This window comes from Mesorhizobium sp. M0496, from assembly GCF_040321205.1.
Classification (GTDB): Bacteria; Pseudomonadota; Alphaproteobacteria; order Rhizobiales; family Rhizobiaceae; genus Mesorhizobium.
The window spans coordinates 109,666-130,212 of the sequence record NZ_JAMYRC010000014.1 but is presented as its reverse complement, the minus strand read 5'-3'; the positions used below and the strand labels follow the sequence as shown (position 1 = coordinate 130,212).

At 63.9% G+C, this 20,547-nt stretch carries 18 protein-coding genes and 1 pseudogene; 8 read left to right on the top strand and 11 right to left on the bottom strand.

The annotated features are described in order from the left end of the window. Positions 1-191 (top strand): annotated as a pseudogene (locus NKI73_RS15190) (IS110 family transposase); the annotation flags it as partial. 49 nt (positions 192-240) lie between these two features. Here NKI73_RS15190 and NKI73_RS15185 read toward each other — a convergent pair. The 7 genes from NKI73_RS15185 to NKI73_RS15155 all read right to left on the bottom strand — a co-directional run bounded on the left by NKI73_RS15185 (position 241) and on the right by NKI73_RS15155 (position 8,208). After that, positions 241-1,185 (bottom strand): ABC transporter permease, encoded by a 945-nt coding sequence (locus NKI73_RS15185; RefSeq protein WP_352630978.1) that lies wholly within the window; start codon positions 1,183-1,185, stop codon positions 241-243. Beyond that, complete coding sequence (locus NKI73_RS15180) at positions 1,182-2,237, bottom strand: ABC transporter permease (RefSeq protein WP_352630976.1); 1,056 nt, start codon at positions 2,235-2,237, stop codon at positions 1,182-1,184. The genes NKI73_RS15185 and NKI73_RS15180 overlap by 4 nt, the downstream gene beginning before the upstream one ends. 224 nt (positions 2,238-2,461) lie before the next feature. Continuing rightward, on the bottom strand, positions 2,462-3,973 hold the full coding sequence (locus NKI73_RS15175; RefSeq protein ID WP_352630974.1) for an ABC transporter ATP-binding protein: 1,512 nt from the start codon (positions 3,971-3,973) through the stop codon (positions 2,462-2,464). A gap of 228 nt (positions 3,974-4,201) precedes the next feature. Then, entirely contained in the window at positions 4,202-5,233 is a 1,032-nt protein-coding gene (locus NKI73_RS15170; protein ID WP_352630972.1) for a BMP family protein, read from the bottom strand. Between the two features lie 119 nt (positions 5,234-5,352). Next, a complete protein-coding gene (gene pcaF, locus NKI73_RS15165; protein ID WP_352630994.1) occupies positions 5,353-6,558 on the bottom strand; it encodes a 3-oxoadipyl-CoA thiolase in 1,206 nt (401 codons plus the stop codon). A gap of 1 nt (position 6,559) precedes the next feature. After that, positions 6,560-7,354, bottom strand: coding sequence for a CoA-transferase subunit beta (locus NKI73_RS15160; protein ID WP_352630971.1), 795 nt, complete (start codon positions 7,352-7,354; stop codon positions 6,560-6,562). After that, complete coding sequence (locus NKI73_RS15155) at positions 7,351-8,208, bottom strand: CoA transferase subunit A (protein ID WP_352630969.1); 858 nt, start codon at positions 8,206-8,208, stop codon at positions 7,351-7,353. Before NKI73_RS15155 ends, NKI73_RS15160 begins: the two co-directional genes overlap by 4 nt. A gap of 119 nt (positions 8,209-8,327) precedes the next feature. Here NKI73_RS15155 and NKI73_RS15150 point away from each other — a divergent pair, with 119 nt between their 5' ends. Then, a complete protein-coding gene (locus tag NKI73_RS15150) occupies positions 8,328-9,098 on the top strand; it encodes an IclR family transcriptional regulator domain-containing protein (RefSeq protein WP_352630968.1) in 771 nt (256 codons plus the stop codon). A 244-nt stretch (positions 9,099-9,342) separates the two neighbouring features. Here NKI73_RS15150 and NKI73_RS15145 read toward each other — a convergent pair whose 3' ends face one another. From NKI73_RS15145 to NKI73_RS15130, 4 genes are read right to left on the bottom strand one after another with little or no spacing between them, the layout of a single operon-like run. Further along, complete coding sequence (locus NKI73_RS15145; protein ID WP_352630966.1) at positions 9,343-10,644, bottom strand: NAD(P)/FAD-dependent oxidoreductase; 1,302 nt, start codon at positions 10,642-10,644, stop codon at positions 9,343-9,345. Between the two features lie 2 nt (positions 10,645-10,646). Then, a complete protein-coding gene (locus tag NKI73_RS15140) occupies positions 10,647-12,020 on the bottom strand; it encodes a glutamine synthetase family protein (RefSeq protein ID WP_352630965.1) in 1,374 nt (457 codons plus the stop codon). A 5-nt stretch (positions 12,021-12,025) separates the two neighbouring features. After that, positions 12,026-13,309 (bottom strand): nucleotide disphospho-sugar-binding domain-containing protein, encoded by a 1,284-nt coding sequence (locus NKI73_RS15135; RefSeq protein ID WP_352630962.1) that lies wholly within the window; start codon positions 13,307-13,309, stop codon positions 12,026-12,028. A 10-nt stretch (positions 13,310-13,319) separates the two neighbouring features. Further along, positions 13,320-14,258 (bottom strand): GntR family transcriptional regulator, encoded by a 939-nt coding sequence (locus NKI73_RS15130; protein ID WP_352630960.1) that lies wholly within the window; start codon positions 14,256-14,258, stop codon positions 13,320-13,322. A 229-nt stretch (positions 14,259-14,487) separates the two neighbouring features. Between NKI73_RS15130 and NKI73_RS15125 the strand changes: the two genes are divergently transcribed. From NKI73_RS15125 to NKI73_RS15100, 6 genes are all read left to right on the top strand, one after another. Beyond that, positions 14,488-15,552, top strand: a complete 1,065-nt coding sequence (locus tag NKI73_RS15125) for a polyamine ABC transporter substrate-binding protein (RefSeq protein ID WP_352630958.1) — start codon at positions 14,488-14,490, stop codon at positions 15,550-15,552. A 238-nt stretch (positions 15,553-15,790) separates the two neighbouring features. Then, the gene (locus tag NKI73_RS15120; RefSeq protein WP_352630991.1) at positions 15,791-16,633 is read left to right on the top strand and encodes an ABC transporter permease; all 843 of its coding nucleotides are present in this window, start codon (positions 15,791-15,793) and stop codon (positions 16,631-16,633) included. Positions 16,634-16,816: 183 nt separating this feature from the next. Then, positions 16,817-17,608, top strand: a complete 792-nt coding sequence (locus tag NKI73_RS15115; RefSeq protein WP_352630956.1) for an ABC transporter permease — start codon at positions 16,817-16,819, stop codon at positions 17,606-17,608. Next, a complete protein-coding gene (locus tag NKI73_RS15110; RefSeq protein ID WP_352630953.1) occupies positions 17,605-18,678 on the top strand; it encodes an ABC transporter ATP-binding protein in 1,074 nt (357 codons plus the stop codon). Before NKI73_RS15115 ends, NKI73_RS15110 begins: the two co-directional genes overlap by 4 nt. 12 nt (positions 18,679-18,690) lie before the next feature. Beyond that, complete coding sequence (locus NKI73_RS15105) at positions 18,691-19,965, top strand: glycosyltransferase (RefSeq protein WP_352630951.1); 1,275 nt, start codon at positions 18,691-18,693, stop codon at positions 19,963-19,965. A gap of 223 nt (positions 19,966-20,188) precedes the next feature. Beyond that, entirely contained in the window at positions 20,189-20,539 is a 351-nt protein-coding gene (locus NKI73_RS15100; protein WP_352630949.1) for a cupin domain-containing protein, read from the top strand. The last annotated feature ends 8 nt before the right edge of the window (positions 20,540-20,547 follow it).

Here is a 20,547-nt window from a genome sequence, read left to right as displayed (position 1 = left end):
CGCGTGGCATCCTCTTCATCGTCGCAGCCATCGTGGCCAAATTCGATCCTCATCTCAAAGCTTTCGCTCAACGGTTGCAACAGGCAGGAAAGCCAAAAATGCTCATCCGTATCGCACTCGCCAGAAAACTCCTGGTCATCCTCAATGCAAAAGCACGCGATGCGCGCAACGAGTTCGCAATTGCAACTTGACACCCCAGATAGTCGCTCTCCCCCCTCCGGAGGGAGAGGAAACACTCGCTTACCGCTCTTCGCGCCGAAACGGCTTGAGCAGTGCCGACGGCGCCACAGCATTGCGCGACATCACCGCCATCGCGACGATGGTGAAAATGAACGGCAGCATCAGGAACGCCTCGTAAGGGATATGTCCGAGCCCGCTCGCCTGCATGCGCAATTGCAAGGCGTCGACGAAGGCGAACAGAAGTGCCGCACCCGCCGAGCGCCACGGGTCCCAGCGGCCGAAGACGACCAGCGCGATCGCCACCCAGCCGCGCCCGGAGACGACGCCGAACGTGAAGGCGTTGAACTGCGCCATCGACAGGAAGGCGCCGGCCAGCCCCATCAGCGCCCCGCCGAGGATGACAGCCTGGAAACGCGTGGCGATAACACTGACGCCGGCCGAATCGGCGGCGCGCGGGTTTTCGCCGACCATGCGCACCGACAGGCCCCATGGCGTACGGTAGAGCACGAAGGCGGCCAGCGGGATCGCCAGGATCGCCATGTAGACCAGCGCAAACTGGTTGAACACCGCCGGCCCGAGCACCGGAATGTCGGACAGGACCGGGATCGGCAGTGTCTGAAAACCCTTGATGTTCGGCGGCACCGATTGCTGGCCGAAGATCAGCCGATAGAGGAAATAGGCAAGGCCCGAAGAGAATAGCGTGACGCCGATGCCGCAGACATGCTGGCTAAGGCCGAGCACCACCGTAAACAGCGCGTGCAGCGTGCCAATGAGCATGCCGGTCAGCACCGCCGCCAGCACGCCGAGCCACAGGCTGCCGCTGAGGCTGGTGGCGGTGAAGCCGGTCATCGCCGACAAAAGCATGATGCCTTCGATGCCGAGATTGAGCACCCCGGCGCGCTCGGAGAACATTTCGCCCAGCGTCGCAAACGCCAACGGCGTGGCGATGCGGATGATCGCGGCGAGGAAGCCTACCTGAAAGATTTGTTCGAACACCGCGCTCATCGGGCCGCTCCGACACGGCGGATGCGATAGGCGGTGAACAGCAGCGCCACCAGCATGGCAAGCAATGCGGTTCCCTGGATGACATCGCTGAGGAAGGCCGGCACGCCGGTCGCCCGCGACATCGCCTCGGCCCCAGTCATCACGGCGGCAAGAAAGATCGCCGCCGGCACGACGCCAAGCGGATTGAGCCGCGCCAGCATGGCAACGACGATGCCGGAATAACCATAGCCTGGCGAGATGTCGCTCATCACCTGGAAATGCACGCCGCCGACCTCGCCGACGCCGGCCAGCCCGGCCAGCGCGCCGGACAGCAGCGCCGTGGAGATAAGCACCCGCTCGACATGGATGCCGCCATAGCGGGCGGCTTCGGGATTCTCGCCGGTGACCCTGATCCTGAAGCCGAGCGTCGTACGCACGATCAGGAACCAGATCAGCGGCGCCGCGATCAGCGCCGCGACGACGCCGAGATGCAGCCTTGTGCCTTCGAGCAGCACCGGAAAATTGGCCGCATCCTCGATCGGCGGCGAGATCGGATAGCCGCTGAAACTATCCTTCCATGGCCCCTCGATGAGCGCCATCAGCGCATAATAGATGACCGAGTTGAGCAGCAGCGAACTGACGACATCGTCCACCCAGAATTTTACCCGAAGCGTGGCCGGAACCAGCGCCACCGCAGCGCCGGCCGCAGCCCCGGCCACCGCCATCAAGACCATGGCGAGCGGCCCAGGCATTGGAATGGCGCCGACAAAGCAGCTGGCAACCGCGCCGGCCAGCAACTGCCCCTCGGCGCCGATGTTCCAAAATTTTGCCCGAAAGGCGACGGCGACCGCTAGCCCGGTAAAAATCATCGGCGCGGCGCGCACCATCGTCTCGGTGATCGCATAGCTGTCGCCAAGCGAGGCCGTGAACATCACGCCATAGGCTTCGAGCACGCGGGCGCCGGCCAGCGCGATCAGGCCGCTGCACAAGATGAGCGTTGCTCCGATCGCCAGCAATGGCAAAGCCAGATTGAACCAGGCGGGCGTTGACGTGCGAACTTCCAGGCGGAACATTAGGCAGCACCCTCTGTTCGGTCTGTCGAACAAGGATTCTGACGAAGAGGGACCCCCACCCCTAGCCCCTCCCCACAAGGGGGAGGGGAACTCTCGGAGGCGCTGACCACGACAAAACGGCTGAAGTTTGGGCTCGGAAGCTGTGTGAACGGAGCGCGGCAGCATCTCCCTCCCCCTTGTGGGGAGGGGTTAGGGGTGGGGGTCAGCGGCGCCAGAAGGTTCATCTAGACTCTCCCCTCCGCCCCGGTCATCATCAGGCCAAGCCGCGCGATCGTCGCATCGGCGCTGTCGAGCGTGCCGACGATGCGGCCCTCATACATCACCGCGATGCGGTCGCAGAGCACCAGCAGCTCTTCGAGATCCTCACCAATGACGACGATGCCGCAGCCCTTCGCCCGCATGTCGAGGAACTTTTCATGGATGAAGCGGGCGGCGCCGATGTCGAGGCCCCGCGTCGGCTGCGAGACAACAAGCACCTTCGGATCGAAGGCGAGTTCGCGCGCCAGCAGCGCCTTCTGCAGATTGCCGCCGGACAGCGCGCCGGCGCGGGTCATCGGCCCGGGGCACCTGATATCATAGGCTTTGATCTGTTCTTCCGCGAAGGCGCGGATCGCATCCGGCTTGAGCAGGCCCCTGCTGCTGAAAGCGGCGGTGCCGATGCGCGGCAACACCATCGAGTCGGCAAGCGGCAGGTTGGTGACCAGCCCCGTCGTCATGCGGTCTTCCGGAATGCGGCCAAGGCCGAGCGCTTGCACCTCGCGCGGCGAAAACCGTGTGACCTTGCTGCCGGCGATCGTCATCTGGCCGGCGTCAGGCACACGCGTCCCGGAGATCACCTCCGCCAGGGCACGCTGGCCATTGCCCGACACGCCGGCGATACCGAGGATTTCACCGGCACGGACGGCGAGAGACACGTCGCGCAGCGGCGTGCCCGAATGATGCACGGTTGAAATGCCGTCGAGGGTGAGCACGTCAGCACCGGGCGTCGATGGTCCCCGCGCCGGCGGCACGATCTCGTGGCCGCACATCAGTTGCGCCATTGCGGCCGATGTCGTGTTGGCCGGGTCATCGACACGGCCGGCGACGCGGCCATGCCGCAATACCGTGCAGCGATGCGTCAGCGCCCGCACCTCGTTGAGCTTGTGCGAGATGAAGATGATGCCGAGGCCTTGCGCCGCCATCGAGCGCAATGCCGAAAACAGTCCGTCGACCTCGCTCGGCGCCAGCACTGCCGTCGGCTCGTCTAGGATCAGCAGCCTGGCGCCGCGAAACAGCGCCTTGACGATTTCCAGCCGCTGCTGTTCGCCGACCGACAGCGCCGAGACGGGAAGAGCGGGATCAAGCGTCAGTCCATGCTGCCTGCTGATTTCGGCCAGTCGCGCCAGCCCGCCGACGCGGTCGATCCGGCCTGTCCTGCCGGGAATGCCGATCAGAAGGTTTTCCAGCACAGTGAGCCGCGGCGCGAGGTGAAAATGCTGGTGCACCATGCCGATGCCGGCGGCCAGCGCATCGGCGGAACTGGTGATCCGCACCCGCTGGCCCTGGATGAAGATTTCGCCAGCGTCAGGCGCATAGGCGCCGAACAGCACGTTCATCAGCGTCGTCTTGCCGGCGCCGTTCTCGCCCAGCAGCCCGAGGATTTCGCCGGGTGCGACGCTGAGGTCAACGGCCTCGTTGGCCTTGACCGCGCCAAAGCTCTTGGTGATGCCGCGCATTTCGATGAGTGGGGCGGGCAAGGGTGCTCCAATCGGAATTGGCTTTGATCAATGGGATGCGCTGCACCCCCCTCTGGCCTGCCGGCCATCTCCCCCTCAAGGGGGGAGATCGGATGTCACTTTCGGCCTTCGCCAATTTTCCGCCCTGAAAAAACGGCGCGTCAACGAAGCTGCCAATCTCCCCCCTTGAGGGGGAGATGTCCGGCAGGACAGAGGGGGGCGCCTAGCACCACCCCTAAAGACCCGCTATCAATCCGAAACCGGCGTGTTCTCATCCACATCGACGCGGAAATTGCCTTCCAGGATCTCGGCCTTCTTCTTCTCGACCAGCTCCTTGACGTCCGCCGGCAACGTCTTGTCGAACTTGTGGTAGGGCGCCAGATGCGAACCGCCCTTGGCCATGCGCGAGAAATCGCCATAGTCCTGCGCGGTGAAGACGCCGGCCTTGACCAGTTTGATCGCCTGCTCGACCGTTGGATACATGTCCCAGACCGGGCCGGTGATGACCGTGTCGGGGCCGAGGCTCGACTGGTCGGACATGTTGGAGATGGCGAGGATCTTCTTGTCCACCGCCGCTTCGATGACGCCGAAGCGCTCGGCATAGATGACGTCGACACCGGCGTCGATCTGGGCGACCGCCGCTTCCTTGGCCTTCGGCGGGTCGAAGAAGGAACCGATGAAGGCGACCTTCTTCTTGATGTTGGGATTGACCTCCTTGGCGCCGGCGAAGAACGCGTTGACCAGCCGGTTCACTTCCGGAATGCCCATCGCCGCGACGGCGCCGATCGTGCCCGATTTCGACATCTTGCCGGCGATCATGCCGGAGAGATAGGCGGGCTCGTGGATCCAATTGTCGAAGACGCCGAAATTGGGTTCCGCCGGGCCGGCGCCTGAGCCGAACAGAAAGGCGGTCTTAGGGAACTGCTTGGCGGTGCGACGCGATTCACGCTCGGCGGCGAAGGCATCGCCCAGCACCAGCTGGTAGCCGCCTTGCGCATATTCGCGCATGACGCGGCTGAAATCGGCGGTCTGCACCTTCTCGGACCATTTGTACTCGATGCCGAGTTCCTTCTCTGCTTTCTGCAAGGCGACATGGATCTGGTTGTCCCATGGCTCCTCGATCGGCGTGGCGAAGATCGCCGCCACCTTCAGCTTCTTGTCCTTGCCGAAGGCAGCACCCGGCAGCATGGCAGCAGCGAGGCCAAGAGCGCCCAGTTCCAGCACGTTGCGTCGCGAAAGCCCGTCGCGTGAGGATTGGAAACTGTTCTTGCGGTTTTTCATTGCATTCCCCTCTGTTCGACAGCCGTGTCGAGCCGGCTGTTCGTGAAAATATCAGACGGGGAACTATGGAACGGGTCCGGACTTTTGTCCACGTGGTCAAATTTGGCAAAGGCCTGTGATCAAACCCGTTCGAGCGCGATCGCGATGCCCTGGCCGACGCCGATGCACATGGTCGCCAGCGCGTAGCGGCCGCCGCGTTCGCGAAGCTCCAGCGCAGCCGTTCCGGAGATGCGCGCGCCCGACATACCCAAGGGATGGCCGAGCGCGATGGCGCCGCCATTCGGGTTGACGTGCGGTGCATCCTCGGCAATGCCGAGCTGGCGCAGCACGGCGATGCCTTGCGAGGCAAAGGCTTCGTTGAGCTCGATGACATCGAACTGTTGCGGCGTCAGGCCAAGCCGCGCGCACAGCTTTTGCGTCGCCGGCGCCGGGCCGATGCCCATGATGCCCGGCGCCACACCTGCGGCGGCCCCGCCGAGGATGCGGGCGATCGGCGTCAGCCCGTACTTTTTCACGGCTGCCTCGGAGGCAACGATCAGCGCCGCCGCCCCGTCATTGACGCCCGACGCATTGCCGGCCGTCACCGTGCCGCCCTGCCGGAACGGTGTCGGAAGCTTGGCCAGCGCTTCGACCGTTGAGCCCGCGCGCGGATGCTCATCCTTCGAGACGACCACCGGATCGCCCTTGCGCTGCGGGATCGTCACTGGGGTGATCTCCTTGGCCAGCCTTCCATTGGCTTGTGCCGCGACCGCCTTGTCCTGGCTGCGCACGGCAAAGGCGTCCTGGTCCGCGCGGGAGATGGCGAACTCTTCCGCGACATTCTCGCCGGTCTCCGGCATCGAATCGACGCCATACTGCTTCTTCATCAGCGGATTGACGAAGCGCCAGCCGATGGTGGTGTCGTAGATCTCGGCATTGCGCGAGAACGCCGTGTCGGCCTTGGGCATGACGAAGGGCGCTCGGCTCATCGATTCGACGCCGCCAGCGATCATCAACTCCGCCTCGCCGGCCTTGATGGCGCGCGCGGCGATGGTCAGCGCATCCATGCCCGAACCGCACAGGCGATTGACAGTCGAACCCGGGATCTCCTTCGGCAGGTCGGCCAGCAGCAGCGCCATGCGCGCCACGTTGCGGTTGTCCTCGCCGGCCTGGTTGGCGCAGCCATAGACGACATCGTCGACCGCCTGCCAGTCGATGCCGGGATTGCGCTCGACCAGCGCTCTCAGAGGTATCGCGCCGAGATCGTCTGATCGTACCGAGGACAGCGAGCCGCCGAAACGGCCGATCGGCGTGCGGATGTAGTCGCAGATATAGGCCTCGGCCATGTCATGCAGCCTTTGCTTTTCCGGTTCCCTCATGCGCCGCCTTGGTGCGGGCCTGCAGGTCGCGCAATGTCATGAGTTCGAGTTCGCTTGGCGCCGGTGTTTCGTCAAGCGCCTCGGCGAACTTAACCACCCAGCCACAGCTCTCCTGCACCTGCTGACGGGTGACGCCCGGATGCAGCGACACGACGGTGAATTCCTTGCTCACCGGGTCGGGCTTCCAGATGGCGAGGTCGGTGATCAGCAAGGTCGGGCCTGATGTCTTGATGCCAAGCCGCTTGCGATGATCGCCGCCCTCGCCATGGCCGAAGGAGGTGAAGAAGTCGATCTTCTCGACCATGCCGCGCTTGCTCTGCGCCATGGTGATGTAGATCTCTTTCGACGACGTCGCGATCTCCGGCGCGCCGCCGCCGCCGGGCAACCTGGTCTTGGGATGGAAATAGTCGCCGATGACCGTGGTGTTGATGTTGCCGAACTTGTCGAGCTGCGCCGCACCGAGGAAGCCGATCGAGATGCGGCCGCCCTGCAGCCAGTAGCGGAACATCTCCGGCACCGCGACGGTGGTGACAGCGGTTTCGCACAATTCGCCGTCGCCGATCGACAACGGCAGCACGTCGGGCGCGGTGCCGATCGTGCCGCTCTCGTAAATCAAGGTGATGTCGGGCGCATGCGTCAGCCGCGCTACATTGCAGGCAGCGGACGGCGCGCCGATCCCGACGAAGCAGACATCGTCATTCCGCAACGCCCGGCTGGCGGCGATGGTCATCATCTCGTTGGGGGTGAACGACAGCTCGCTCATGTTGGTTTCCTCAGATGCTCGACCCGTCCGGCGAAGTCGTCGGCGCTCTTCTCGGTGACGTTGGCCTGCATCCACGCCTGGAATTTCTCGCGGTCGGCGGCGATTTCGTCCCATTCCAGATAGGCGGCATTGTCGCGCGCATAGTAGCCATGCGCGTAGGACGGATGCGAACCGCCGGGCACGACCGATATCGCCGCGATCGTCCAGCGCGGCAGCACGGTCAGATTGGGGTGCAGATCGTCGAAACTGTCGACCACTTCCTCGACCGTGACCACCGCGCGTTTGGCCGCCAGCACGGCTTCCTTCTGAATGCCGATGATGCCCTCGACCAGCACATTGCCTTTTTTGTCGGCCTTCTGTGCATGGATGAAGGTGACATCAGGCCGGATCGAGGGGACGGCGGCCAGCACCTCACCGGTGAACGGACAGGTCACCGCCTTGATGTTCGGGTTGACCGCCGCGAGGCCGGCGCCGCGATAGCCGCGAAACACCGCGCAAGGCAGGCCGGCAGCACCCGCCTCATAGGCGTTGGCCATGCCGGCATGGCTGTGCTCCTCGATCTCGAGCGAGCGCGGAAAGCCGTTCTCGATGGCATCGCGGGCGCGCCGCAGCAGACCGACACCGGGATTGCCGACATAGGAGAAGACGATTTTCTTCGCCATGCCCATGCCGATCATCTGGTCGTAGATCAGATCCGGCGTCATGCGGATCAGGGTCAGGTCGCGAAACCCCTGGCGGATCGCCTCATGCGCCGCCGCCGTCGGGATCAGATGGGTAAAACCCTCGAAGGCGACCGTGTCGCCATTATTCAGGTTCTCCGCAACGGCCTGTTTGAGCGGCAGGAACTTGACCATCGCGTCAACTCCGGGTGCAGAAAGTTCGTATTGCGAACATATGTTTTACATGCGATACTTTCTACGTTGAATGGGTGCTCGGAGTCAATCCTGACGCGATGCCGTTCCGCGGAGACAAGATGAACGAAGAGGCTGTTTCTCGTGATCATGTCGGCTCGCTTGAACGCGGCCTCGCCGTCATGGAGATCCTGGCCCGCCACCCCTCGGGGATGACGCTGACAGAGATGGCCGAGGCGGCGGGCCTGACCCGCGCCGGCGCCCGCCGTTTTCTGCTGACGCTGACCGCCACAGGCTACGCAACGCAAGCCGGCCGTGTGTTCTCCCTGTCGCCGCGCCTGCTGACGGTTGCCCGCACTTGGCTCGGCGGCGCCTCGCTTTGGACCTTTGCCGCGCCCATCATGCGCGCCGTCGCCGCACAGCTGAACGAAGCCTGCTCGGCGGCGATCCTGTCGGGCGGGGATGTCGTCTATGTCGCCCGCATTCCCGGCCGTCGCATCCTCAGCGTGTCGCTCGATGTCGGCACTAGGCTGCCGGCCTATTGCACCTCGATGGGGCGCATCCTGCTTGCTGGTCTGACATCAGGGGAATTGGACGTATTTCTCGGCCAGGCGACGATCGAAAAACGAACGCTGAAGACGATCACCGATATCAGCCTGCTGGCTGGCGCCATCGGCAAGGCGAAGGCGGACGGCTTTGCCATCGTCGATGAGGAATTGGAGCTTGGCCTGCGTTCAATCGCCGTGCCGATCCGCGACCGCTCTGGGAGCACGGTCGCGGCAATCAACGTCTCGACCCAGTCCGCACGGTTTTCCGTCGCCGGGCTGGAGCGGGAAATCCTGCCGGCGCTGCTTGGAGCCAGGCAACGCATCGAGGATTTCTTTGTGGTTTAAGGGGCCTTCTCCAATAACCTTCAATGTCGGCGGGCCGGCACCCCCCTCTGGCCTGCCGGCCATCTCCCCCGCAAGGAGGGAGATCGGCTGTCATCTCAGCTTTCGCCAATCTCCGCCGATGTAGGGTGAGCGCAGCGCTGAACCTGCCAATCTCCCCCCTTGCGGGGAGATGTCCGGCAGGACAGAGGGAGGTGTGAAGGATCGCTACGGGTACTATTTTGCACCGTCGCCGCCCCGCCGACCCTCAATGCTTGATGCGGTCGCGCATGGCGTACCACAGCATGCCGAGCACATAGAGCGGACCGCGCAGCGCCGTGCCGCCTGGAAACGGCATCGGGGTCAGTGTCGAGAACAGGTCGAGCCGCGAGGCGTCGCCGGTGATCGCTTCGGCCAGCAGCTTGCCGGACAGCGTCGACAGGATGACGCCCTTGCCGGAATAGCCATGCGCGAAATAGACCTCGCCATAGTGCCCGACATGTGGCAGCCGCGACGTCGTCACCGACACCAGCCCACCCCAGGCATGATCGATGCGGCAGCCCTGAAGTTGCGGAAAGGTCTTTTCCATATGCGGCCGCACGAAGCCGGCGATGTCGGCCGGCGGTGACGGCGTGTAGCGCTCGCCGCCGCCGAACAGCAGGCGGCCATCCGCCGACATCCTGAAATAGTTGACGACGAAGCGCGTGTCGGACACCGCGACATTGGCCGGGATGACATTACGCTTGCCCTCCAGCGGTTCGGTGGCGACGATGTAGTTGCCGACCGGCATGATGCGGCTGTTGACGCGCGGCTCCAGTCCATCGAGCAGCGCATCGCCCGCCAGCACGACATGTTTTGCCCGGACCGAACCCTTTGATGTCGAGACCCGGATCGAAGGCTCGCGTTCCAGCCGCATGGCGACCGAATTCTCATGGATGGTGACGCCGGCAGCGACCGCGGCGCGGGCGAGGCCGAGCGTGTAGTTGAGCGGGTGCATGTGGCCGCCAAGCGGCTCATACATCGCGCCATGATAGGGCGTATCGACCTTGGCCCGCGCATCCGCCGCCGACAAGATTTCGGCATGCGGAAACTTCATCACCGTGGCCAGGCACTCAGCCTCTTCCTCCAGGTCTTTGAGGTCGGAGCCGTTGACCGCGCCGACCAGATGGCCGGTCAGCCGCAGGTCGCAATCAATCGCGTGGCGCTCGATGATATCGAGCACCAGCCCGCGCGCCTCGAAGGCAAGGTCGAACAGCGCCTTTGCCCGCTCGGGCCCATAGAGCTTGACCAGACCCTTGGCGCCCTTGCGCAGGCCAGGGATCATCTGGCCGCCATTGCGACCCGATGCCCCCCAGCCGATCTTGCCGCCTTCGAGCAGCACCACTTTCAGGCCACGCTCGGCGGCATGAAGGGCGGCCGACAGGCCGGTGCAGCCGCCGCCGACAACCACCAGGTCAGCATCGACGTCGCCGACGAGCGCCGGATGGTCCGGCGCCGGATTGGCGGTGGCGACATAGTAGGATTTGCCGATATCGAGGCCTGAATTAAAACCCGTTGAACTGGAGGCCATGATCACACCTTCAGCAGCAGGTGGTCGCGTTCCCAGCTCGTCACCACGCCCTGGAACAGGTCGAGTTCGACACTCTTGACGCGCAGATAGGTCTGGAAGAAATCCTCGCCGAGCAATTCCCGCACCGGATCGCAAGCAGCGAGGCGGTCCAACGCCTCCTCCATGGTTTTCGGCAGCGTGCTCTTGATCTTGTAGGCATTGCCCGACGCCTCGGCCGATCGTGCGAGTTTCTGCTCGACGCCGAGATAGCCGGCAAGCAGCGAGCCGGCAATTGCCAGATAGGGATTGGAATCAGCACCGGGCAACCGGTTCTCCACCCGCCGCGCGGCGCGGCCACCGGCCGGCACGCGCAAACCACACGAGCGATTGTCATGCGACCATTCGATGTTGGCCGGCGCGCTGTGGTTCGGCCTTATGCGGCGAAACGAGTTCACGTTCGGCGCGAACAGCAGCATGATTTCGGGGACATATTTCTGCAGGCCGCCGATGAAATGGCCGAACATCGCGGTGTCGCCATCATCAGTGTTGGCAAACAGCGTCTTGCCCGCCTCGTCGATGACCGACATGTGCAGATGCATCGAGCTGCCGGCCTGAGCCGCGATCGGCTTGGCCATGAAGGTCGCATGCATGCCGCTTTGCCGCGCGGCCTGGCGCGTCAACCGCTTGAACAGCAGTACCTTGTCGGCCAGCGGCAGCGCATCGCCATGCAGGAAGTTGATTTCCAGCTGTGCCGTGCCCGACTCGTGAATCAGCGTGTCGAGCGGCAACCCGGCCGCCGCTGCGTAGTCATAGATGCGCCGGATAGCCGGCTCGAACTCCTCGAGCGCCGCCATGTCATAGGGATGCTGCACTGTCTCGGCTCGGCCGTTGGCGCCGACTGGCGCGGTCAGCGGCTGGTCGGGATCGGGATTGGGCGCGGTGAGATAGAATTCGAGCTCCGGCGCCACCACCGCCCGCCAGCCACGCTTGGCGTACAGGTCGAGCACAGCCCGCAGCACATGGCGTGGCGAGGCCATCCATGGCCGGTTGTCCATGTGGAAGGCATCGGCGAAGACATAGGCCTTGCCAGCGCCGGGCGCCAGGCAGAGTGTCGAAAGATCGGGCACCATGCGCATGTCCGGGTCCGAATAAGCAAAACCCTCGTCGATCGAGCCGGAATAACGGCCGTCGATGCTGACCAGGAAGGCACTGCTCGGCAAATAGAGCGCACGGTCCTCCAGCGCCTGGAGGAATTTGGCCGTCGGCAAGGCCTTGCCGCGCAGCATGCCATTCATGTCCGGCACCAGGCACTCGATCTCGTTGATGCCGTGCTGGGCCAACCAGGCTTTGGGATCGCTGCCGCTGGAGAGTGAGGTATTCACAATATTGTCAGGCATTTCATTCATGTCCGTATCAGAGAGAGTATGGCTTGCGCGGCCACATCCGTTCCAGGTTTCAGCGCCATTTGGGCTGCATTGTCCCTGAGGCGGTCGCGCATGGCGTCGTCGGCCAGCAGGCGGAGAATCGCTCTCTCCAGTACTCCTTCGGTCCAGGCGTCACGGCCGATATGGTCGCCGACGCCGGTTTCTCCGGCGCGGCGTGCATTGTCGTGTCCGTCCCAGCAATAGGGCATGATCAGCGACGGCACGCCGAAGCGCAGCGCTTCGCAAAAACTGTTGTTGCCGCCGTGGTGGATGAACAGGTCCGATTTCGCCACCACCGATGGCTGCGGAAACCAGGCATCGAGATAGACATTGTCGGGCACCGCGCGATAGGCATCGCGCAAGCCGCCGGCATTGACGATGAAGCGCGCCGGCAGCCTGTCGAACACCACCAGCATGCGCTCGATCAGCCCGACATCCATGGCTCCGAGACTGCCGAAGCTGACATAGACCAGTGGCCCGCCATTGCGCGGGAAAACCGGTACCTCGAACGGCCCTTCCGAACGCACGCAGCCTTCCAGATAGACGAAGCGCGTGGGGTCGAGCGGCTCGGCGCGCTCGCGGCGCACGATCGTGGGGGTCAGCAGCAAATTGAGGTCGGGGGAGGTCTCGAGGAACTGACCCTTCGGCAGCGGCCCCAGTCCGGCATCCGCCCGGAAACGATTGAAGCGGTCATGCGCCGGTGCCGAGGCCTTGAGATAGCGCGCCTCGAACGCCGCACGTTGCGGGTCATCAGCGCTGAGGCCCGACAGATAAGGTGGCACATTGGCGTCCGGCAGCTCGGTCTCGGCGCAGGAGACGACACGCACCCACGGGCAGCCGGCGGCGGCGATCGCCGGGAACATGATGACATTGTCGAGAACCACCGCGTCCGGCTTCAGCCGCGCCAGCAACTGGCGCAGCGGCGCCTCGGCATTGACCGCGGTGTCGACGATCGCCTGCCAGGTCGGTGCGACATAGGTCTCCAGCTGGTCAATCGGGCTCAGCCTGAAATGCGGCAGGTGCCTGCGCACGAAGGCCTGCCAGTAGCTCTGGCGTTCGCTGTCGCTTAGTGGCTCGTCGGTCGGCAGCTGGTATTCCTGAAAACCATAGTCGGCAAAGACGCCGGAGAAGCCGGCATGACAGATGAAGACCGGCCGGGCGCCTTTCGCGCGCAATGCTTGCGCGATGCCGACGCAATTCAACGCCGCGCCGAAACTCGCTTCGGGGAACAGCGCGATGGTCGGGCTGGCGTTACGCGTCAATTAATCCTCGTCATTCCGGACGGCTGATCATGCCGAACAGGGCGGGCGCCCCGCGACTGGCCGCTTGCGGTCGCTGGTTGCGGGAGAGCCGCAGGTGGATGCGAAGCAGATCGGCAGCCACCTCATACTGCAGGCTTTCAAGATGGTCGAGTATAACAAGGTGTTCGCGTAGCGATTGCCGCAAGCGGAAGACGTTGACGCCGGCATAGATGCCCGGCAGCCGGCGCAGCCTGAGGTGATCGGTCAGCGCGTCGGCAACGAAGCGGTTGGCGCAGCCCTCGGCCAACATGCCGTGAAAATCGATGTCCAGCCGCTGGAACTCGCGTGTGTCGAATGCGGCGTCCGGCAGCGCCACCAGCGCTTCCATGCCCTGGCGCAACGCCGCTGCCCGCGCGCCGTCCAGCCGGAAGCCCGGCGTCAGGATGGCCGCGGGCTCCAGCAGCAAGCGGAACTCATAGCTGTCGCCTTGTGCTTCCGGATCGCCGGGTGTCCGCCGAAACAGCCAGGACTGCCCAGGCGCACGATCCAGCAGATTCTCATCTGTCAGTTTGTTGAGCGCTTTTAGTACCGTCTTTCGCTCGGCACTGTAGCGCCGCATCAATCCCGCGACGGTCACCGTCTGGTCCAGCCGCCGCGCCGAGCGGTCGCGCAGGATCGCCTCGGCCAGCTCATCCTCCTCGGCAGCAGGCAATTCCGTGGCGACCGAAGCCTGCGCGGTGAGGTCGATTGCCAGGTGATATCCAGAATCCGCCTCCCAGCGTACGACGCCCCGTTCCGCGAGCAGGCCGAGCGCCGCTCGCACCGGCGTGCGCGAGACGTTGCACAGCGTGGCGATCTGCTGCTCCGGCAAGCGTGCGCCGGGCTCGAAGCCGCGCTGCCGGGCCACATCCAGGATGCGCTGCGCCAGGTCGAGATGGTTGGTGCGAGGTCGTCGGGCTGCGGCTTGCATGATTGATCTCGTGAACGGACGTGACCGCATTGATTGACCGATCGCCTGCGTGGACGCAATCGGCCAGATTCCTCGGTCGTTTGACAAATTATGGATTGACGTACTTTTTTCTGCAATAGTACTGTCAGGACAATCGGCGAGAAAAAGACCGAGGGAACAGGATCGAGGCAGCGGCATGGGTCGCAGCCGGCGAATGAAATTCGACGATCAACCGGAATGGGAGTCTGTCATGACCGCTACCAGCCTGCGGCGCCGTGCGCTGAAAACATCTTCGATCGCACTCGGCCTGGCCTTGGCGCTGTCCGCGCCGGCGATGGCCGCCGACCTCGTCATTTCCAACTGGGACGGCTACATGGCGCCAGACGCCATGGCCGCCTTCAAGACCGCGACCGGCGTCTCCGGCGAAGTGGTGGTCCACGCCACCAATGAAGAGATCATGGGCAAGCTCATCGCCGCCGGCGGCAAGGGTTATGACGTGGTCTTCGTTTCCTCGCCCTTCGCCGAAGTGTTGAACAAGCTCGGCCTGACCGAGCCGATCGACCATGCCAAGATACCGAATCTCACCAATCTCTATCCGGAAGCGACCAAGCTGCCGCACGATGTCGGCAATGCATTCTCGGTCCCCTACACCTGGGGCACCACCGGCCTCTGCTACCGCTCGGATCTGGTGAAGACAGTGCCGACCAGCTGGAGCGATCTGCTTAGCCCTTCCAACGAATTGAAGGGCAAGACCACCATGCTGGCGACCGACCGCTGGCTGCTGGCCGCCGGCCAGCTCGACAAGGGCTATTCGGTCAACGAAACCGACCCGGCCAAGATGGCCGAGGTCAAGGACTTGCTGATCTCGGCCAAGAAAACCCTGCTCGCCTATGACGACACCACCTTCTATTCGAAGCTGGTGTCCGGCGAAGCGCTGATGGTGCAGGCATGGGACGGTTGGTGCAATTACGGCATCGCCGACAAGCCTGAGATCAAATACGTCATCCCCAAGGAAGGTTCCGACCTCTGGGTCGACACGATGGTGGTGATGAAGGCCTCCGCCAACAAGGACGCTGCCTTCCAGTTCATCAACTTCATGCTCGACGCCAAGAACCACGCCTGGGCGGCGCAGAACATCGACTACAAGGTGCCGAACAAGCCGGCGATGGAAAGCCTGCCAGCCGATTTCCTGACCAAATTCCCCAACATGGCGATGCCGGTGGCGGACCTCGTCAAGTTCGAGCAGCTGCGTGACGTCGGCGACGCCCAGCGCGACTATTCGAAGATCGTCAGCGAGATCAAGGCCGCGCAGTAAGCGCAAGTTTCAGCATCTAGGAATCAAGCTTGCATTCCGTGTCGCCCCCCTCTGGCCTGCCGGCCATCTCCCCCTCAAGGGGGGAGATTGGCTGTGGCATCGCTTTGGCCAATCTTCAACGCTTCAGGGTGAGTGGGACCTTGGGGCTGCTAATCTCCCCCCTTGAGGGGGAGATGGCCGGCAGGCCAGAGGGGGGTGCGGCGTGACGCCTCCCGTTCCCTCCCGCTCTTCCCTGCTGATGGCCCCGGCCCTGGCCTGGCTGACTGCGCTGATGGTGGTGCCGTGCGCGCTGGTGCTGGCGCTCGCCTTCTTCCGGCGCGGTATCTATGGCGGCATCGAATACACTTTCACGCTGGAGAATTTCGGCCTGGTTCTCGACCCGCTCTATGCCGGCATCTTCCTCAACTCGGCGCGCATCGCCGGCACCGCGACCTTGATCGCGGTGGTGATCGGCTATGCCGCCGCCTACGCTATCGCAGCCGCCCCGCGCCGGTGGCAGCCAATTTTCCTGTTCTTCGCCGTGCTGCCGTTCTGGTCCAACTATTTGATCCGTACCTATGCCTGGATCGTGCTGCTCAACCGCGAAGGCCTGATCACGCAGCTGCTGCGCTGGTTCGGCTACACCGGCGAGCCACCGTCGATGCTCTACACTGAAGGCGCCGTCATCGCCGGCCTCGTCTACAACTATCTGCCCTTCGTCATCCTCGCCTGCTACGCGCCGCTGTCGCGCCTCAACCCGGAACTTGCCGAAGCCTCGCGCGACCTCGGCGCTTCCGCCGCCACCACATTCCGCCGTGTCATCCTGCCGCTGACCGTGCCCGGCATTGCCGCCGGCGCCGTCTTCGTCTTCGTGCTGTCGATCGGCAATTTCGTCACCCCGGCACTGCTCGGTGGCGGCCGCTTCCAGATGATCGGCAATCTCGTCTACGACCAGTTCCTCACCGCCAATGACTGGCCCTTCGGGGCGGCACTCGCCATGGCGCTGATCGCCATCATGCTTCTGGTGCTGATGGCGCAGGCGCTGGCCGCCAATCGCGCCTCGGGCCACACCGCACAAGCCGCGGGAGACACCGATGGCTGAGCGCTCCTTCTTTCCCTTTTCCCCGTTCACGGGGAGAAGGTGCCCCGAAGGGGCGGATGAGGGGCGGCGCCAGCTTCTGCAAGGTTGGGCGCTGCCCCTCATCTGCCTGCCGGCATCTTCTCCCCGTGAACGGGGAGAAGGACGCAGTTTGCTTACGCAGCTCCAAACCATCGGAGGGCAGCGATGAATCAATCTCTTGTTCGCACTTTCGGTATGCGGACGATCCTCGTTCTTGTCTTCGCTTTCCTCTACATCCCGATCGCCGTGCTGGTGGCGCTGTCCTTCAACGAAGGCGGGCTGCCCACGGCATGGTCGGGCCTTTCGCTGAAATGGTATGTCTCACTGGCCTCGAACAGCGCCATCCTCTCCGCCGCCCTCAACACACTGATCGTGGCCTTGGTCTCGACCGCGATCGCCACCCTGCTCGGAACGTTGCTGGCGATCGGCGTCGAGATGCGCCGCCAATACGGCAAGGGCCTCGAAGCGTTGATCTTCGCGCCGATGATCATTCCCGACATCGTGCTGGCCATCGCGCTGCTCTCGTTCTTCTCCATGCTCAATCTGACCATGGGCCTGCATACCATCATTCTCGCCCATGTCGTCTTCAACCTCGCCTTCGTCTGCTCGGTGGTGCGCGCGCGGCTGAAGAGTTTCGATTGGTCGATCGTCGAGGCCTCCGCTGACCTCGGCGCGTCGGCCGTCACCACCTTCAGGCGGGTGACATTGCCGGTCATCGCGCCGGCGGTGAGCGCCGGCGCGCTGCTTGCCTTCACGCTCTCGGTCGACGAATTCATCATCGCCTTCTTCACCGCAGGCGCGGGGCGCGCCTCGACCACGCTGCCGATGCAGATCTACGCCATGATCCGCTTCGGCATCACGCCGGAGATCAACGCGCTGGCGACCATCGTCATGGCGGTCTCGATCACCGCGCTGACCCTGTCGCAGCGGCTCAATCGAGGGATGACAGGCCAATGAGCGAACCGCGCACGCTACTGGCCATCGACAAGGTGTCCAAGAATTTCGGCCGGGTGACGGCTGTCGACGGCGTCTCGCTCGATATCCGCGAGAACGAGTTCTTCGCCTTGCTCGGCCCGTCCGGCTGCGGCAAGACCACGCTGCTGCGCATGCTGGCCGGTTTCGAGACACCCAATGACGGACGCATCCTGCTCGACGGCCGCGACATCGCCAGGACCCCGCCCAACAAGCGGCCGGTCAATCTGATGTTCCAGTCCTACGCGCTGTTTCCGCATATGAGCGTCCGCGCCAATGTCTCCTACGGCCTCGAAATGGAGCGTTTGCCAGCTAAGGAAATCCGCTCGCGCGTCGACGCCATCCTGGCGACCACCGAACTCGTGCCCTTCGCCGACCGCAAGCCGGAGCAATTGTCGGGCGGCCAGAAGCAGCGCGTGGCGCTCGCCCGCGCGCTGGTCAAGCGGCCCCGACTGCTGCTGCTCGACGAACCGCTCGGCGCCCTCGACAAGAAATTGCGCGGCGCCATGCAATTGGAACTGAAGCGCCTGCAGCACGAGGTCGGTATCACCTTCGTCATCGTCACCCATGACCAGGAGGAATCGCTTGTCATGGCCGACCGCATGGCGGTGCTCAGGGATGGCAAGCTGCTGCAATGCGACACGCCGCACGCAATCTACGAACATCCCGCTGATCGTTTCGTCGCCGATTTCATCGGCGTGATGAATTTCGTGCCGGGCAGGGTGTCAGCCGATGGCGTGCTGGCGACAAACGGCATGAGCATTGCCGGCAAGGTTCCCGCCACACTTTCGCCCGGGGCATCCGCTGTCGCGTCGGTGCGGCCCGAGCGCATCCGGCTTTTCCCATCGGCCGAGACCGCCAACCGCACCACCGGCACGGTCGAAGCGTTGGCCTATCAGGGCCTCGACCTGCAGCTGCATGTCCGCACGCCCCTGTCGCCAAAACCGTTCCTGGTGCGCGTCACCGCCGATGCCGCCGACCGCCGGCCGGTCTCGTCGGGCGACCAGGTCGAACTGGGCTGGGACCCCGCCGATGTCAGAATTTTCGCAGAATAGAGGAGTAGCTTGATGGCGCAGAAGACGATCGCGTTTTTTCCCGAAGCGGCCTACGGCCCGGCGCTGAATTCCGTCGGCATCGCCCAGGCGGTCGAGGCGCGCGGCCACAAGGCGGTGTTCCTGTCCGATCCCGGCTTCGTTGATGTCTACAAGGGCTACGGCTTCGAGGCGCATCCGGTAAACCTGTCCGAGCCGATGCCGCCCGAGCAGATGGCGAAGTTCTGGGAGGATTTCATCAATGGCCACATCCCGAACTTCCGCAAATCGCCCTACGACCAGGTCGACAATTACGTCAAGGATTGCTGGGCGGCGATCGTCGACAGCGCCAAATGGGCGCAGAAGGATCTGCCGCGCGTCCTGGCCGGCATCGAACCTGACGTGATCTGCGTCGATAACGTCATCCTGTTCCCGGCGATCAAGCAGTACGGCAAGCCGTGGGTGCGCGTCATCTCCTGCTCGGAAAACGAGATCGAGGACGAGGACATCCCGCCGCATCTGTCAGGCTGCGGCGAGAACGATCATGCCGGACACCAGCGCTATCGCGATCATTTCAACGCGGTGATCAAGCCGATCCATGACGACTTCAACACCTTCCTCACCGCCAATAACGAGGCGCCCTATCCGATCGGCCAATTCTTCGAAGCCTCGCCCTATTTGAATCTGCTGCTTTATCCCGAGGCGGCAAAATTCAAGCGCCGCCATCCGCTCGACCCGGCAAGGTTCCAGTATCTCGAAGGCTGCGTGCGGCAGGAGAAGCCCTACGCGGTGCCGACCTTCGCGAAAAACAATGACGGGCCGCTACTCTACGTCTCCTTCGGCAGTCTCGGCGCCGGCGATGTCGACCTGCTGAAGCGCATTATCGCGACGCTGGACAAGACGCGCTACCGGGCACTGGTCAATGTCGGCGGCTACAAGGACCAGTATACGGACGTGCCCGGCAACGTCATCGTCGAAAGCTGGTTCCCGCAGCCTTCGGTCATCCCGCAGGTCGATGCTGTCATTCACCACGGCGGCAACAACTCGTTCACCGAGTGCCTCTATTTCGGCAAGCCGGCCATCATCATGCCCTATGTCTGGGACGGCCACGACAACGCCACCCGCGTCGAGGAGACCGGCCATGGCTTCGGCATGCCGCGCTACGATTGGACCGATGCCGGGCTGATCACGAAGATCGAGGCCTGTCTGACCGATCCGAAGATGAAGGCCAAGCTGGCAAAGACGTCGGCACAGATGCAGGGGCAGAATGGGCCGGAAAAGGCGGCTGGGTCGTTGGAGGGATTGCTGTGAGCGATATGTCGAGCCTGAGCACCCCCCTCTGGCCTGCCGGCCATCTCCCCCGCAAGGAGGGAGATTGGCAGCTTCGCCACAGGGTCTCACTCTGCAATCCTGGTGATTGGCGAAAGCCGAAACGACATCTGATCTCCCCCCTTGCGGGGGAGATGGCCGGCAGGCCAGAGGGGGGTGTCCTGGCGCAACATGTTATTAGGCATCGCGCCACCGGAGCATCCACATGACCTCCTCCGCCCCACACCTCCATCAGGCCACCACCCGCACCGACCTCGTCGACTGGGGCGCCCAGCCGGATGCGCTGGACGGCGCTTCGCACTCCACCGGCAAGTTGCTTCACAAAGGGCCGAACAACCAGCCGGAATCCGGCATATGGGTCTGCACGCCGGGCCGCTGGCGGCTCTCGATCCCGCGCGACGAGTTGTGCCATTTCGTTGCCGGCCGTGCGACCTACCGATCGGATGTCGGCGAAGTGGTAGAGGTCACCACCGGGACCGTGGTCATGTTCCCTGCTGGCTGGACAGGCGAATGCACCGTGCATGAGACCATGCGCAACGTCTATATGCTGGCCTGATCCACGGA